At 63.3% G+C, this 14,777-nt stretch carries 13 protein-coding genes; 3 read left to right on the top strand and 10 right to left on the bottom strand.

The annotated features are described in order from the left end of the window. Window positions 1–36 precede the first annotated feature (36 nt). From AC1DY9_RS11720 to amaB, 3 genes are read left to right on the top strand one after another with little or no spacing between them, the layout of a single operon-like run. Window positions 37–1,065, top strand: coding sequence for a 2-oxoadipate dioxygenase/decarboxylase family protein (locus AC1DY9_RS11720; RefSeq protein ID WP_477666591.1), 1,029 nt, complete (start codon window positions 37–39; stop codon window positions 1,063–1,065). Beyond that, window positions 1,062–2,306: an aminotransferase-like domain-containing protein gene (locus tag AC1DY9_RS11715; protein WP_457281168.1), complete on the top strand. Its 1,245-nt coding sequence runs from the start codon at window positions 1,062–1,064 to the stop codon at window positions 2,304–2,306. The genes AC1DY9_RS11720 and AC1DY9_RS11715 overlap by 4 nt, the downstream gene beginning before the upstream one ends. Continuing rightward, window positions 2,303–3,814: an L-piperidine-6-carboxylate dehydrogenase gene (gene amaB / locus AC1DY9_RS11710; RefSeq protein ID WP_477666590.1), complete on the top strand. Its 1,512-nt coding sequence runs from the start codon at window positions 2,303–2,305 to the stop codon at window positions 3,812–3,814. The genes AC1DY9_RS11715 and amaB overlap by 4 nt, the downstream gene beginning before the upstream one ends. A 49-nt stretch (window positions 3,815–3,863) precedes the next feature. Here the strand turns inward: amaB and AC1DY9_RS11705 are convergent, their stop codons facing one another. The 10 genes from AC1DY9_RS11705 to AC1DY9_RS11660 form a co-directional block, all read right to left on the bottom strand. Then, window positions 3,864–4,661 (bottom strand): enoyl-CoA hydratase, encoded by a 798-nt coding sequence (locus tag AC1DY9_RS11705; protein WP_477666589.1) that lies wholly within the window; start codon window positions 4,659–4,661, stop codon window positions 3,864–3,866. A 57-nt stretch (window positions 4,662–4,718) separates the two neighbouring features. Next, window positions 4,719–5,543, bottom strand: coding sequence for an acyl-CoA thioesterase (locus tag AC1DY9_RS11700; protein WP_477666588.1), 825 nt, complete (start codon window positions 5,541–5,543; stop codon window positions 4,719–4,721). Window positions 5,544–5,571: 28 nt separating this feature from the next. Next, entirely contained in the window at window positions 5,572–6,450 is an 879-nt protein-coding gene (locus tag AC1DY9_RS11695; RefSeq protein ID WP_477666587.1) for an alpha/beta hydrolase family protein, read from the bottom strand. 43 nt (window positions 6,451–6,493) lie between these two features. Further along, on the bottom strand, window positions 6,494–7,351 hold the full coding sequence (locus tag AC1DY9_RS11690) for an alpha/beta hydrolase family protein (RefSeq protein ID WP_477666586.1): 858 nt from the start codon (window positions 7,349–7,351) through the stop codon (window positions 6,494–6,496). Window positions 7,352–7,441: 90 nt separating this feature from the next. Next, entirely contained in the window at window positions 7,442–8,641 is a 1,200-nt protein-coding gene (locus AC1DY9_RS11685) for an acetyl-CoA C-acyltransferase (RefSeq protein WP_457281174.1), read from the bottom strand. Window positions 8,642–8,664: 23 nt separating this feature from the next. After that, window positions 8,665–9,171 carry a DUF4442 domain-containing protein gene (locus AC1DY9_RS11680; protein ID WP_457281645.1) on the bottom strand — a complete coding sequence of 169 codons (507 nt, stop codon included), beginning with the start codon at window positions 9,169–9,171 and terminating at the stop codon, window positions 8,665–8,667. A gap of 17 nt (window positions 9,172–9,188) precedes the next feature. After that, window positions 9,189–11,603, bottom strand: coding sequence for a 3-hydroxyacyl-CoA dehydrogenase/enoyl-CoA hydratase family protein (locus tag AC1DY9_RS11675; RefSeq protein WP_477666585.1), 2,415 nt, complete (start codon window positions 11,601–11,603; stop codon window positions 9,189–9,191). A 2-nt stretch (window positions 11,604–11,605) separates the two neighbouring features. Then, complete coding sequence (locus AC1DY9_RS11670) at window positions 11,606–12,490, bottom strand: alpha/beta hydrolase family protein (protein WP_457281176.1); 885 nt, start codon at window positions 12,488–12,490, stop codon at window positions 11,606–11,608. Window positions 12,491–12,514: 24 nt separating this feature from the next. Beyond that, window positions 12,515–12,949, bottom strand: a complete 435-nt coding sequence (locus tag AC1DY9_RS11665; protein ID WP_477666584.1) for a DUF2147 domain-containing protein — start codon at window positions 12,947–12,949, stop codon at window positions 12,515–12,517. A 31-nt stretch (window positions 12,950–12,980) separates the two neighbouring features. Further along, window positions 12,981–14,777 carry an acyl-CoA dehydrogenase C-terminal domain-containing protein gene (locus tag AC1DY9_RS11660; protein ID WP_457281178.1) on the bottom strand — a complete coding sequence of 599 codons (1,797 nt, stop codon included), beginning with the start codon at window positions 14,775–14,777 and terminating at the stop codon, window positions 12,981–12,983.

The following is a 14,777-nucleotide window of genomic DNA, read 5'->3' as shown; positions in this document are numbered from 1 at the left end:
AAAATCCGGCTTTCACCTGCCAATTACACGACTGATATGACCCATCTTAAGAAGCTCCTCGCCTGCTGCCTGCCAACCGAAGCCGTCAAAAATATCCATGAACAGATGTACGTTCACCCGTCGCTACAGCAAGCCGCTTCGGGCATCGTCACCCGGGCCGAGTTGGCCCAGGCGCTGAACATGGCGCTGTTTCACGGCCTGGTGCAGCGTGTGCCGGCCGGGCAGGACTATATCGCCAGCGACGTGGTGGCGCAAAAGCGCCAGGTGGTGTTTGACCACGGCGCGCTGCGTACCGTGCGCTGGGCCAGCGGCGCCCTGCCCGCGGGCGAAGCGGCCTTCACCCGCGTGCTGCGCCCGCTGGGTTTTGAACTGCAGGGCACCTACCCGCTGCCGCGCCTGAAGATGACCGGCCGCGCCTACAGCCACCGCGATTTTCCTGAGGACATCGCGCAGTTTTTTGTGTCTGAACTGCACCCCGAGCAGTTCTCCACGCCCTTCCAGTCGGCCGTGACACGCGTGCTGTCGACCTCGCGCGATCCACTGGGCCCGCAGGACGTGGCCGACCTGGAGCAGCTCACACGCGATGGCATGCTGCCCCTGGCACTGGCACTGCGCTTGCTGCCACAGCTGCTGCAATGCTTTGACCGCCAGCACGGCGTGTTTGGCATGGACGACTATGAATTGCTGCTGGCCGAATCCGCCGAGATGGCGTGGATTGCCACCGAAGGCAATGCCTTCAACCATGCCACCGACCGTGTAAGTGACGTGGACGCGGTGGCCGAACGCCAGCGCGCGCTGGGCCGGCCCATCAAGGACAAGGTCGAGGTGTCGGCCAGCGGGCGTGTGCGGCAGACGGCCTTCCGTGCGGCCACGGTGCAGCGCGAGTTCATCACCGCGCAGGGCCGCGTCACGCGCGACGTGCCGGGATCCTTCTATGAATTCATCACACGTGATGCACTGATACCCATCGCAGCAAACGACCCCGTGCAGGCGCCGCGGCTGGACCTGGCCTTTGACGCCGGCAACGCCACCGGCATTTTCGGCATGACGGCTGCACGCGCATGAGCGCTGTGCGTGCGCTGTACGCGCAGGCCAGCGGCTCACCGATACGCGCCATGCTGGCACTGGCCGGCCAGGAGGGCATGATTTCGCTGGCCGGCGGGCACCCCGATCCGGCCCTGCTGCCTGCCGACTGGCTGCGTGAATCGCTGCAGGACGTGACCGGCAAACTGCAAGGCCGCAACCTGCAGTACGGCGCTACCGAAGGCCTGCCCGAGCTGCGTGAAGCCAGCGCGGCCCTGCTCACACACCGCGGACTGGCGGCCAAGGCGAGCGAGTTGCTCATTACCACCGGTTCGCAGCAGGCCATCGATTTGTTGGCCCGCGTACTCATCGAACCGGGCGAAGGCATCGCGGTCGAGTCGTTTAACTATCCTGCGGCACTGCAGGCTTTTCGTTTTGCGGGCGCGCGGCTGATTGAAGTCCCAACCGACGCACAGGGCATGGATATCGACCGGCTCGAATCCATTCTGCAGGCCGAACGCCCGCGCGTGCTGTATGTGGTGCCCAACTTTGCCAACCCGACCGGCGCCGTGATGCCGCTGGCGCGGCGCGTGCGCCTGCTCGAACTGGCCGCGCAATACGGCGTGACCTTGATGGAAGACGACCCGTATGGTGAGTTGTGGTTTGGCGAGGCGCCGCCACCTCCGCTCGCACAACTCAACCAGCAGGCCGGCTCGCCCGCGCAGGTCGCCTACATGACCAGCTACTCCAAAGTGGTGGCCCCTGCCCTTCGCCTGGGTGTGCTCCTCGCACCGGCGGACATTCTGCGCGCGGTGGTGCTGGCCAAGCAGGCGGCCGACGTGCACAGCGGTTCGCTGGAGCAGCTCACGCTGGCGACCATGCTGGGCTCCTACCGCCTCGCGTCGCACCTGGCCTCGCTGCGCACAGCCTACGCGGCCAAAGGCGCCACGCTGGCCAACGCCTTGCGCGCGCATGCCGGCGGGTTGCTCGAATTCGATGCGCCGCAAGGCGGCATGTTTGTCTGGGCACGACTGCGCAGGGACTTGCCCCTGTTGCCGACAAAAGATTGGGTGGACTTCGGGCTTCGGCATCGAGTGCTGGTAGTACCAGGCGCCGCCTTCAGCATCAGCAACGCCGCACAACCCTGGTTGCGTTTGAGTTTTGCCAACCCATCACAGGCCGCGCTGCAGCAAGGCGCCGAGCGCCTGGGCCGCGGGCTGCAAAGCCTCGCCACCCACACAGCTTCCGATTTCAGGACAACCCACGAAAGGACTTCCGCATGAGTCACTCCAGCGACGTTTCATCCCTCTTTAAAACCCTGGGCGTCAACGCCGACCTCGGCAGCAAGGCGTCCGCGGCCATCGAAGTGGTCACTCCCATCGATGGCAGCCTCCTGGCGCGCGTAGCCATCCACAGCGCCAACGAAGTCGACAGCGCACTGAACGGCGCACACCAGCGTTTCATAGCCTGGCGCAATGTGCCCGCACCCAAACGCGGTGAACTGGTGCGCGCTTTTGGCGAAACCGTGCGCCGCCACAAGGCAGAGCTGGGCCGGCTGATCTCGCTGGAGACCGGCAAGATTTTGCAGGAAGGCCTGGGCGAGGTGCAGGAAGTCATCGACATCTGCGAGTTCGCCGTGGGCCTTTCGCGCCAGCTCTACGGCCTCACGATTGCCAGCGAGCGGCCCGACCACAAGCTGCTGGAAACCTGGCACCCCGTGGGCGTGGTCGGCATCATCTCGGCCTTCAACTTCCCGATGGCGGTGTTTGCCTGGAACGCCGCGCTGGCGATGGTATGCGGCAACACGCTGGCCTGGAAGCCGTCAGAGAAAACACCGCTGTCGGCCATCGCCCTCAACGGCCTCCTGCTGCAAACGGCGAAAGACCTCGGCCTGGCCACCGAAGGACTGAGCGAGCTGCTGATCGGCGAGCGCGCCACCGGCGAGGTGCTGGTCAAGCACCCGCATGTGAAGCTGGTGAGCGCCACCGGCTCCACCGCCATGGGCAAGAACGTGGCGATTGCCTGCGCCGGCCTTTTCAAACGCTCGCTGCTGGAGCTGGGCGGCAACAACGCGGCCATCGTCTGCCCGTCGGCAAATCTGGAGCTGGTGGTGCGCGGCGCAGCCTTTGCTGCCGCCGGCACTGCGGGCCAACGCTGCACAAGCCTGCGCCGCCTGATCGTTCACCGCTCGATCTACCCGGAGCTGGTCAAACGCCTCGTCGCCGTGTTTGAACGCCTGCCCATCGGCAACCCCCTGAAAGACGGCACGCTGGTCGGCCCCTTGATCGATGGCCGCGCATTTGACGTCATGCAGTTGGCCCTGGGCGAAGCGAAGAAGCTGGGCGCCACGGTGCATTTCGGCGAGCGCCAACCGGGCGACGGATCAGCCCACTATGTGCGCCCCGCCATCGTGGAACTGAAGGAGCAGGCCGGCCCCATGCTGCACGAGACCTTCGCGCCGATTTTGTATGTGGTTCCCTACGACAATTTTGACGAAGCCATCGCACTGAACAACGCCGTGGCGCACGGCCTGTCGTCGGCCGTCTTCACGCAGGACTTGCGGGAAGCCGAACAGTTCACCTCAGCGCGCGGTTCCGACTGCGGCATTGCCAACGTCAATATCGGCACCAGCGGTGCGGAAATCGGTGGTGCCTTTGGTGGTGAGAAAGAAACCGGCGGTGGACGCGAGTCGGGCTCCGATTCGTGGAAGGCCTATATGCGCCGCGCGACCAACACGGTCAACTACGGCAGCAGCCTGCCTTTGGCACAAGGGATCCGGTTCGATATCTAAAAGTCGCGAGTCCCCTCTCTTTCCCCCAGCGGGGGAAGGAGCGAGAAACTCAGACGGCGCTGAAATCCGGCTTGCGCTTCTCCATGAAGGCAGAGAAGGCTTCGCGCGCCGCGGGCTCACCCAGCATGCGGCCGAAACTCACGCCTTCTTCGGCCATACGCTCTGCCACGAGGGTGGCGTTGCCTTTTTTCATGAGACGCTTGGTTTCCATCAGCGCGCTGAGCGGTTTGGCGACCAGCTTTTGCGCCTGGCGCTGGGCCAGTGCATTGGCTTCGGCGGGCGGCACGATGCGGTTGATCAGGCCGATCTCCAGTGCGGTCTCGGCCATGAAGGGTTCGCCCAGCAGCAGTGCTTCGGCGGCACGTGGGTAACCCATGAGCTGCGGCACCAGAAAGCTCGACGCGGCTTCAGGGCACAGGCCCAGATTGACAAAAGGCATGGAGAACGCAGCGTTGTCTCCGGCATAGACCAGGTCGCAATGCAGCAGCAGCGTGGTGCCTATGCCGACCGCGGGGCCGCACACAGCGGCTATCAGCGGTTTGGGAAAGCTGCTGATGCCGCGCAGGAAACGGAAGACCGGCGAGTCGGGCGTTGAAGGCGGTTTGTTCAGGAAATCGCCGATATCGTTGCCGGCGGAAAAAATGGTTTCATGTCCCTGGATCACCACCACACGCACGGCTGCATCGTGGTGGGCCGACTCCAGTGCGTCGGCCATGGCGCCATACATGGCGGAGGTGATGGAATTTTTTTTGTCCACACGGTTGAGCGTGATGGTCATCACGCCCGCGTCGACGTGGCTCAGGATTTCGGGAATGCTGCCGGTGGAAATAGGGGTGGGAGTGTTCATGTGTTTTCCGTTAAGACGCAAGTGTAGGGGCCAGCCATGCATGCTGCCCCCGCGGGCCTATTCTTTGTAATAAACAACCTGCGTACTGGTAGCCAGCAGTACTCCCGCTTCGCTCCACAGCTGCGCGGTCTGGTCAAAGAAACCATTGCGAAAGGCCTGGGCCCTGGCTTGCCCCAGCAAATAGCCTTCACCGCATTCAGCCAGTTGCCGGCCGTCGGCGTGGAAGTACGTGGTGATCGACACCGTACCGGCGGGTACACGTGTGGCACGGCGCAGCCAGACCCGCGGATAGAACACGTCGGACATGGCCGCCAGCGCCGGGAAGTCGAGCGGCCGCGGTGGATCGTCGCGCACCCACAGCTGCGTGAGGCTGCCCGTGCCGCTGCCGTCCCAAACCTGCGGAATCGCGCCGCGCACCGGCCGCATGTCGTAGCGATTCGTCCATGCGGAGGTCGAAAACCGCAGCCTGCCTGAAGCGTCGGCCAGCGTGACCGCGGGCATGGGTGTGTCGTTGGCACTCCAGGTCTCGCGGCGCGCAGCCGTAACGGCTGTGGCGGTCATCACAGCGCCTCCGGCATCGCCGTCCTGCGAAAGCTCCACCACCCAGTGCTGGGTGGAGCGGTTGGTGCGGGCCGGCCTGGCCGTGACAGTGAATGGACCTTCGGACATGGCCGCCGCGTAGTTCACCGTCAACGCCACCGGCTCGCCCAGCAGGGCCGGGTGCAACAGGATGGCACGCAAGGCTGTGGCCGCTGTGGTTCCGCCGAAGGGCCCCACCATATTCCAGTATGCGGGGCTGCTGTGACCCAGCCAGGTGTGGGGCCTGTCGCTGCCGGCGGCTTCCAGCCTGAGCGCGTCGTCAAAAGAATGCGTGCTTGTCATGTCGGCAGGTGTGATGGAGCTTTCCGGTTCAAACCGGGACTTTGGCGGCACCGGTCATGCCGTCGATGATCTGCTGGGCACGGGGCCACAAGGTCTGGTTGAACTGTTCCCGGAAGAAGCCAAAATGCCCGATGCGCCTGACCTTGAGATCTGCCGGCGCGATGCGTTCAAAGCTGCGCGGTGCATTGCTGTACAGGTTGATGAGGTTTTGCGTGCCGCGCCAGGTCATCAGCTCGTCGTCGGTCATGGACAGCGCGGTCACCGGAAAACTGACCCGCCCATAACTGAGCCGTGCGCTTTCTCCCTCGGCCCCCACGCTGTAGTGCGGATCCAGGCACCACTTGCGCCACTGCAGCATCACGCCGGCTGGCAGGTCGCCAACTTTCTTTAACCTGCGCCCGGGGAAATAACCACAAAGACGCGTGGCCAAAGGCACCAGCACATACCAGAAGTACAAAATCAGGCGCCTGAGCTGCGGTGCGTTGTCGCGCCAGTACCCGCTTCCTGCCGCGATGCTGACGAGGCCATCGATCTTGTCCTGATTCTTCAGGAAACCCGGCAGCTGCGCGCCCAGGCTGTGACCCAGCAGGTAAAGCGGTGCATCCGGCAAGGCTGCCTTGGCGGCATCCACCACAGCCTCATAGTCGGCGGCCCAGTCGAGCAGGTCGGCCTTGAAACCACGCAGGCTGCCGCTGGCGGTGTTGGGCAAGGACTCGCCCGAACCCCGGTAGTCAAAAGTCACGACGCAAAAGCCCTGGGCAGAAAGCCACTGCGCAAACGGTGCGTAATAGTCTTGCCGCACCCCCATGGCGCCACCGATGACCACGCTGGCACGCGCAGGCGAAGAAGGCGCATAAACGCGAGTGGACAGTTGCGCCGTCCCTGAACTGAGGATCTGCATCTGCATCACATGCTCCTGGAAATGGATGAACTGAACTCGGGCACACGCATCAGGCGTGAAGGTGTTGCACCAGCTGGGGCCAGAAGCTGACACGCAGCTTGTCACGGAAATAGCCAAAGTGCCCTATATGCCTGACACCCAGATTTTCCGGATCAAGGGTCATGCATTGCACCGGTTCACGCCGCACACCGAACAAGGCCACAAACCGGTCTGACGACCACTGTGAAAAAACCTCGTCGTCGCTTGAGTTGAAGTAGGTGATGGGCGTCTCTACGCGTTCAAAACGTTCACGCTGGTGGGCATCGCGCGCCAGGTAGTCCGGATGGCGGCACCAGCGCGTCCATTGCCGCATCACACCTGCGGGAATGTTGCCAACCTTGCGCAGTTTTCTGCCCGGGAAATAACCGAACAACGGTACCAGCAAGGGCGCCCAGATCTGGGTGGCGGCAAACAGGCCCCAACGCGGCACGGCGTTGCGCAGGCGCGGCCAGTAACCGCTGCCGCTGGCAACCAGGACGGCACGCTGAAAGAGGTGAGTGGTTTCGGAACTGGCAAACAATTGCCCGCCCAGGCTGTGCCCCAGGTAGTAAAGCGGGAGGTCCGGCACACGTTGCCGCAAGAACCGGGCAGCGGCGCTCACATCCTGCTGGCCCCAGGTGTCGAAGGTGGCATCGGTGGACGCCACGCGCTCACCGCCGGAGGCAAAAGTGCCGCGGTAGTCGAGCGTCAGCACGGTAAAGCCTTGCGCGGCCAGCCAGCGGGCAAAAGGCTCATAGTGCTGCTGCGGTGTGGCCATGGCACCGGCCAGCAGTACGCCGCCGCGGGCCAGACCGTCCGCGGGGTCTGCTGCAAATACCGTCGCTGCCAGCGCCCAGGAGTCCTGGGTCAGAACCGTGATTCGCTCCATCTTCTGTCTCCAGTCAGGAAAAGCCCAGTCTGCCCCGCAGCTGCCATAACCGCTGCCGCAAGCGCGACAGCGGGGCCGCCGCCGACGGCCTTACACGCGTTCGAAAATACCCGCAGCGCCCTGACCCATACCTACGCACATGGTCACCATGCCGTACTTGAGCTGATGGCGATGCAGCGCATGGATCACGGTCGCGGCGCGGATCGCACCGGTCGCGCCCAGGGGATGGCCCAGCGCGATGGCGCCGCCCATGCGGTTGACCTTGCTGGCATCGAGCTTGAGTGTGTTGATCACCGCCAGCGACTGCGCGGCAAACGCTTCGTTCAGTTCAAACCAGTCGATGTCTTCCTGCTTGAGGCCGGCGTAGCGCAAGGCAGCAGGAATGGCTTCGATCGGGCCTATGCCCATGATCTCGGGCGGCACGCCCTTGGCGGCATAGCTGACAAAGCGGGCCAGCGGCTTCAAGCCGAAGTCCTTGACCGCTTTTTCGCTGGCCAGCACCAGCGCACCCGCGCCGTCGGACGTCTGCGAGCTGTTCCCGGCCGTGACCGAGCCGCGCGCGGCAAACACCGTCTTGAGTTTGGCCAGGCCTTCGAGCGAGGTGTCGGGGCGCGGGCCTTCGTCAAGGCTCACGGTGCGGGTCTTGCTGATAACTTCACCGGTTTCCAGGTTGGCCGTGCGGTCGGTCACTTCAACCGGCGTGATCTCGTTGCTGAACTCGCCGGCCTGCTGCGCCTTGATGGCCTTGAGGTGCGACTCGAGCGCGAACTGGTCCTGCGCCTCGCGCGAAACTTTCCATTGCTGCGCCACCTTTTCGGCCGTCAGGCCCATGCCGTAGGCGATGCCGACGTTCTCGTCGTTCATGAACATATTGGGTGACAGCGAAGGAGAATTGCCGGACATGGGCACCATGCTCATACTCTCGGTGCCGGCGGCGATCATCACGTCGGCCTCGCCCACGCGGATGCGGTCGGCCGCCATCTGGATCGCCGAGAGGCCGGAGGCGCAAAAGCGGTTGACGGTGATGCCGCCCACGCTGGTGGGCAGGCCGGCCAGCACCGCGCCTATGCGCGCCACGTTCAGGCCTTGCGGGCCTTCGGGGATCGCGCAGCCGCAGATGATGTCTTCAATTGCCTTCGGATCGAGCGAAGGCACTTGCGCCAGCGCGGCCTGCAGCGCCTTGACCAGCAGGTCGTCGGGCCGCATATTGCGGAAATAGCCGCGGCCCGAGCGCCCGATGGGCGTGCGGGTGGCGGCGACGATATAGGCTTCCTGGACTTGTTTGGCCATGATGGTTTCCTTCAATTTCTCGGTTAACTTTTCCGCGGGCCGGAGGGAATCCAGGCCCAGACAAATTCGCATTCGACCGGGTTGACGCCGGCTTCATCGGTCACGATGACCGGTACAGTGACTTCACCCTTGTCGCTGGCCTGCATGGCGGCGCGCTGTTCATCGCTCAGCGTGGCCACGGCGCGCAAGGCGCCGGTGGCGCGCTTTTTAAACGCCATCTTCAGTTCCTTGGCCAGCGGGATGCAGTCGTCGCGCACATTCATGCCGACCACCATGCCGGTGGCGGTTTCCGCCAGCAGGTTCATCGCAGAGGCGTGCACGCCGCCAATGTGGTTCTGTACCTTCTTCTCATTCCTGATGCCGATCTCGACCCGGCCTGTGCCCATCTCGAGGAAGTCCAGACCGGCGGTTCCGGTAAAAGGCACAGCGCGGCGCAGCACCACGCTGCGAAACCAGCCGCGCGCAAAGGCCGGCACTTCCTCGAGCCGCTGCAGTTGCCGTGCCAGGCGGTTGGGCTTGTGATCGCTCATGGCGGTTTGGCTGGTCATCAGTTACGAACAGGTTTGCCAGTGCTCATCATTCCCATGATTCGCTCCTGGGTTTTTGGATGCTCAAGAAGAGAGCAGAAAGCTTTGCGCTCCAGGGTCATCAAATACTCTTCCGTCACCAGCGTGCCGGCATCGACGTCCCCGCCGCAGACCACATTCGCGATCAGGCTCGCAATATGGAAGTCGTGCGCGCTGATGAAGCCGCCGTCGCGCATATTGACCAGCTGGCCCTTGATGGTGGCCAGGCCGCTGCGGCCCACCACCGGGAACTGGCGCTTGTGCGGTGCGCGGTAGCCGGAGTTGAACAGCGCGCGCGCTTCATTCAGCGCGACGAACAGCAGCTCGTCCTTGTTCGGCACGATCACGTCGCTGTCGAGCAGGTAACCGATCTTGCGGCTTTCGATGGCACTGGTGCCCACCTTGGCCATCGCGGCGGCCGTGAAGCCTTCGGTGAGGAAAGGCAGGATGTCCTTGTTGGTCGAGGTGCCGGCGTTTTCCGCGGCACGGCGGGCGATGTAGGCCAGGCCACCGGCGCCGGGCACCAGGCCCACACCGACTTCGACGAGGCCGATATAGCTTTCCATCGCGGCGACACGTTTGGCCGAATACACTGCCATTTCGCAACCGCCGCCCAGCGCCAGGCCGCGAATCGCCGACACCACGGGAACCGCCGCGTAGCGCAGCTTGAGCATCACGTTCTGCAGTTCGGCCTCGGCCCCTTCAATCGCCTTGGCGCCGCCCATCATGAAGGCGGGCAGCATGGCTTGCAGGTCGGCGCCGGCAGAGAACATCTCGTCATTCGACCAGATGACCATGCCCTTGTAGCTTTTCTCGGCCAGGTCCACACCCATCGCCAGACCTTCGGCCACGTCCGGGCTGATGGCGTGCATCTTGGTCTTGATGCTGGCGATCAGCACGTCGCCATCCGCACCGTCCAGCGTCCAGAGGCGGATCGCGTCGTCTTCATGCAGCGTGGTGCCTGCCGTCTCAAAAGCAGGTGCCTTGGCACCGAGCACGTCTTCGGGGAAGAACTGGCGCTCATAGACCGGCAGCTTGCGGCGAGGGATGAATTTTTTGGCCGAGGCGCTCCACGAGCCTTCGGCCGTGTGCACGCCACCGGCGTCGGCCACCGGGCCCTTGAACACCCACTCGGGCAGCGGCGCCTTGGACAGCGCCTTGCCTGCATCAATGTCTTCCTGGATCCAGGTAGCGACCTGCTTCCAGCCGGCTTGCTGCCACAACTCGAAGGGGCCTTGCTTGGCGCCAAAGCCCCAGCGCATGGCGAAGTCGATGTCGCGTGCGGTTTCGGCGATGCTTTCCAGGTGCACCGCAGCATAGTGAAACTGGTCGCGCAGGATGGCCCAGAGAAAACGCGCTTCAGCGCCTTCGGCCTCGCGCAAGAGCTTGAGGCGTTCGCCCGCGGGCTTCTTCAGCATGCGACCGACGACTTCATTGGCCTTGGCGCCGGCGGGCACGTATTCCATGCTCTCCGGGTCCAGGCGCAGGATGTCGCGGCCTTGCTTTTTATAGAAGCCGGCGCCGGTCTTCTGGCCCAGGCTTTTGGATTCGAGCAGCTTGGCCAACACGGGCGGCGTGCCATAGACATCGGAAAACGGGTCTTCTACCTTGCCGGGGCCCAGGTTGTCTTGCAGCGTCTTGATGACGTGGGCCATGGTGTCCAGGCCCACCACGTCGGCGGTGCGGAAGGTGCCCGAGCTCGCGCGGCCCAGCTTCTTGCCGGTCAGGTCGTCGACCACGTCGTAGCTGAGCTTGAAGGTGTCGGCCTCCTTGATGGTGGCCAGCATGCTGGCGATGCCGACGCGGTTGGCGATGAAGTTGGGTGTGTCATGGGCACGGATCACGCCCTTGCCCAGCGCGCTGGTGACAAAGGCCTCCAGGTCGTCCAGCACCTTGGGTTCGGTGGTCGGCGTGTTGATCAGCTCCACCAGCGTCATGTAGCGCGGGGGGTTGAAGAAGTGAATGCCGCAAAAGCGCGGCTTGATGGATTCGGGCAGCGCCTCGCTGAGCTTGGTGATGGACAGGCCCGAGGTATTGCTGGCCACGATGGCGCCTTCAGCAATGAAGGGCGCGATCTTGTGGTACAGGTCGGTCTTCCAGTCCATGCGCTCGGCAATCGCCTCGATGATGAGGTCGCACTCCCTGAGCAGCTCCATGTTCTCTTCGTAGTTGGCCTGCTGGATCAGCGCCGCGTCTTCGGGCACACCCAGCGGCGCTGGCTTGAGCTTCTTGAGGCCTTCGACCGCCTTGATGACGATGCCGTTCTTCGGGCCGTCCTTGGCCGCAAGGTCGAACAGCACCACAGGCACCTTGACGTTGACCAGATGGGCGGCGATCTGCGCGCCCATGACACCGGCGCCGAGGACGGCGACTTTTTTGACTTGGAATCGGGACATGGTTAAGACCTGGTTGAGGGAATCTGGTTGAAAAATTCAAGCACGGCGCTCCAGTAGCGCTGTGGCTCGTCGCGCATGCCGTGGGTGTGGTCGGCGCGTTCAAGGATCAGGCGCTGGATGCGTTCAGGACGTGAAGCAGCCTGCTGCAAGGCATCGCCGAAATGCACCGGCGTCCAGCGGTCGCCCTGGCTGTGGATCAGCAGCACGTCTACGTCGCGCATGTTGGCAAGGTGGTGTACGGGCCGCAGGCGCAACTCGCCTTGCGGGTTAATGCGCCGGCTGATGTTGAGCACGGCATGGGCAAAAGGATAAGCTTTCCAGAAATCGGGCAGCGAGGGCGCGCAAGCTTCAGCCACCACCTTGTCGTAAGGAAAATCCGCTTCGTCAATCGCACTCAGCGTGTTGATCGCGCCGAAAGACGCCGTCAGCGCATGCACCGGCAGCCCGGCAAAAGCGCCACGCGCCCAGGAGCCCACCGATATCACGTCACCGGGGTAATCGAAGTTGGTCGACGGGCTTTCACCGAAACCGTTGAAGTCGAAAGCCACCACATGAAAGCCCGCATCGAGCAGCGCCTGGGCATGGCCGTGGCGCAGCCAAAAACCCTTGCAGGCAAAACCCATGGGATGGGCGCACACCACCACACCGCGCGGTGCCAGCGGTGTACGCGCCACGATGGCCTCAAGCTGGCTGGTGCTTCGGCTGGCTATCTGCACCCGTTCCCAGCCTTCTTGCGGCACGTCCGCCGGCCAACGCCAGGGTTTCATGAAGCGGCCGAAAAACGGCTTTTTGAGAAGATGGTGGCCATACCAGCGGCGCGCGGCCGGCACAGTGCTGCCACCGGCGCCGAAAGGCAGTGACCGCAAACGGGAAATGGCTTCACCCATGGCGAGTCCTCACTTTCAGCATGCTCATTGCACACGCACCCAGGTTTGGGTGCGGCCAAAAGGCCCGATGGAGCCGCGGACTTCCATCTTCTTGCCACCCTCAACGGGTGTCATCTTGAGGGAATAGCTTTTGCCGTTCTCGGGGTCGAGTATCTTGCCGCCTTCCCAAACGTCGCCATCGGATGACTTCTTGGCGCCCCGAATGATCTCAAGGCCCAGCCGAGGCTTGTCCTTGCGGTCATCCGTGCATTCGGTGCAGATGTCGTCGGGTTTGACGCCCGGGGACAGGCGCTTTTCGACTTTTCCGCTCAACACGCCACCTGTGTCGACAATACGCACCTCGACTTTGGGGTCGCCGGTTTTTTCATCGAAACCGCGCCACAAGCCTACGGGCGTGTTCTGGGCAAGCGCGGGGATAGCGAAAAGACTGAATGCCAGGAACAACAAATTGCGTTTCATGGTGGTGTCTCCCTTGATCTGTTCAGATGGTTCAGGCCAGTGCTTCGTCTGTTTCCATGAGCGCCTTGCTGCCCGAGCGTGCGGTGCGCATCAGCGTTGCGGTTTCGGGGAACAGCTTGGCGAAGTAAAAGCGTGCGGTTTGCAGTTTGGCGACATAGAACTTGTCGGTGTTGCCGGCAGCAATTTCACGCAGCGCGGTTTGCGCCATCAATGCCCAGAAGTAGCCAAACACCAGGTGGCCGGCCACGCGCAGGTAGTCCACTGCGGCGGCGCCCACTTCGTCGGGGTTCTGGAAGCCCTTGAAGCCCAGCTCGGTGGTGAACTTGGTCATCTGGTCGGCCAGGTAAGCCAGCGGGTTGATGAACTCGGCCATCTTCTCGTTGACGCCTTCTTCGGCGATCAGCGCACCGATCACCTTGCCGAATTTCTTCAGCGTGGCGCCATTGTTGCCCAGCACCTTGCGGCCCAGCAAGTCCAGCGACTGGACGGTGTTGGTGCCTTCGTAAATCATGTTGATGCGGTTGTCGCGCACAAACTGCTCCATGCCCCACTCTTTGATGAAGCCGTGGCCGCCGAAAACCTGCATGCAGGCGTTGGTGGAGATGTGGCCGTTGTCGGTCAGGAAGGCTTTGACGATGGGCGTGAGCAGTGCAACGATTTCGCCGGAGTCCTTGCGCACTTTTTCATCGGGGTGATGCAGTTCCTTGTCGAGTAGCAGCGTGCAGTAAATCGCCAGCGCCCGGCCGCCTTCGGCATAGGCCTTGGCCGTCAACAGCATCTTGCGCACGTCGGGGTGCACGATGATCGGGTCGGCCGGTTTGTCTTTGGCTTTGACGCCGGACAGTGAACGCATCTGGATACGGTCCTTGGCGTAGGCCAGCGCATTTTGAAAGGCTACTTCGGTCAGGCCCAGCGACTGGTTGCCCACGCCCAGGCGTGCGGCATTCATCATCACGAACATCGCGGCCAGACCCTTGTTGGGCGCGCCCACCATGGTGCCGACAGCGTCTTCGAGCACCATCTGCGCGGTGGCGTTGCCGTGGATGCCCATCTTGTGCTCCAGGCCGCCACAGTAAATGCCGTTGCGCGAGCCGATGGCGCCGTCTTTGCCGATGTTGAACTTGGGCACCGCGAACAGGCTGATGCCCTTGCTGCCCTGGGGCGCATCAGGGAGGCGGGCCAGCACCAGGTGCACGATGTTGGCGGCCATGTCGTGTTCACCGGCGCTGATGAAGATCTTGTTGCCGGTCAGGCGGTAGGTGCCGTCGGGTTGCGGTTCGGCCTTGGTGCGCAACAGGCCCAGGTCGGTGCCGCAGTGCGGCTCGGTCAGGCACATGGTGCCGGTCCATTCGCCGCTGGTGAGCTTGGGCAGGTAGAGCTTTTTCTGTTCGTCGGTGCCGTGGGCATGCAGGGCTTCGTAAGCGCCGTGCGACAGGCCCGGGTACATGGTCCAGGCCTGGTTGGCCGAGTTCAGCATTTCATAGAGGCACTGGTTCAGCACAAAAGGCAGGCCCTGGCCGCCATATTCCGGGTCGCAGCTGAGCGCGGCCCAGCCACCTTCGACGTACTGCGCGTAAGCTTCCTTGAAGCCTTTGGGCGGCGTGACTTCGTGTGTCGTTTTGTCGAGCTTGCAACCCTCTTCGTCGCCGCTGATGTTCAGCGGAAAAGTCACTTCAGCGGCAAACTTTCCGGCCTCCTCGAGTACAGCGTTGATGGTCTCGACATCGACGTCCGCATGCTTTGGGATGGCCTTGAATTCATCGGTGACCTTGAGCACTTCGTGCATGACGAATTGCATGTCGCGCAGGGGCGGGCTGTACTGAGGCAT

This window comes from Polaromonas sp. P1_F6 (assembly GCF_056405695.1).
Note: the sequence above shows the minus strand (reverse complement) of the source record. Positions and strands in the feature narration are given on the sequence as shown.

What these genes read in the sequence shown, in the direction of transcription:
- AC1DY9_RS11705 (WP_477666589.1), bottom strand. Translation starts at nt 4,661, where the DNA reads ATGAACACTCCCACCCCTATTTCCACCGGCAGCATTCCCGAAATCCTG.
- AC1DY9_RS11715 (WP_457281168.1), top strand. Translation starts at nt 1,062, where the DNA reads ATGAGCGCTGTGCGTGCGCTGTACGCGCAGGCCAGCGGCTCACCGATA.
- AC1DY9_RS11660 (WP_457281178.1), bottom strand. Translation starts at nt 14,777, where the DNA reads ATGCCTCAGTACAGCCCGCCCCTGCGCGACATGCAATTCGTCATGCAC.
- AC1DY9_RS11665 (WP_477666584.1), bottom strand. Translation starts at nt 12,949, where the DNA reads ATGAAACGCAATTTGTTGTTCCTGGCATTCAGTCTTTTCGCTATCCCC.
- AC1DY9_RS11690 (WP_477666586.1), bottom strand. Translation starts at nt 7,351, where the DNA reads ATGGAGCGAATCACGGTTCTGACCCAGGACTCCTGGGCGCTGGCAGCG.
- AC1DY9_RS11680 (WP_457281645.1), bottom strand. Translation starts at nt 9,171, where the DNA reads ATGAGCGATCACAAGCCCAACCGCCTGGCACGGCAACTGCAGCGGCTC.
- amaB (WP_477666590.1), top strand. Translation starts at nt 2,303, where the DNA reads ATGAGTCACTCCAGCGACGTTTCATCCCTCTTTAAAACCCTGGGCGTC.
- AC1DY9_RS11695 (WP_477666587.1), bottom strand. Translation starts at nt 6,450, where the DNA reads ATGCAGATGCAGATCCTCAGTTCAGGGACGGCGCAACTGTCCACTCGC.
- AC1DY9_RS11685 (WP_457281174.1), bottom strand. Translation starts at nt 8,641, where the DNA reads ATGGCCAAACAAGTCCAGGAAGCCTATATCGTCGCCGCCACCCGCACG.
- AC1DY9_RS11700 (WP_477666588.1), bottom strand. Translation starts at nt 5,543, where the DNA reads ATGACAAGCACGCATTCTTTTGACGACGCGCTCAGGCTGGAAGCCGCC.
- AC1DY9_RS11675 (WP_477666585.1), bottom strand. Translation starts at nt 11,603, where the DNA reads ATGTCCCGATTCCAAGTCAAAAAAGTCGCCGTCCTCGGCGCCGGTGTC.
- AC1DY9_RS11670 (WP_457281176.1), bottom strand. Translation starts at nt 12,490, where the DNA reads ATGGGTGAAGCCATTTCCCGTTTGCGGTCACTGCCTTTCGGCGCCGGT.
- AC1DY9_RS11720 (WP_477666591.1), top strand. Translation starts at nt 37, where the DNA reads ATGACCCATCTTAAGAAGCTCCTCGCCTGCTGCCTGCCAACCGAAGCC.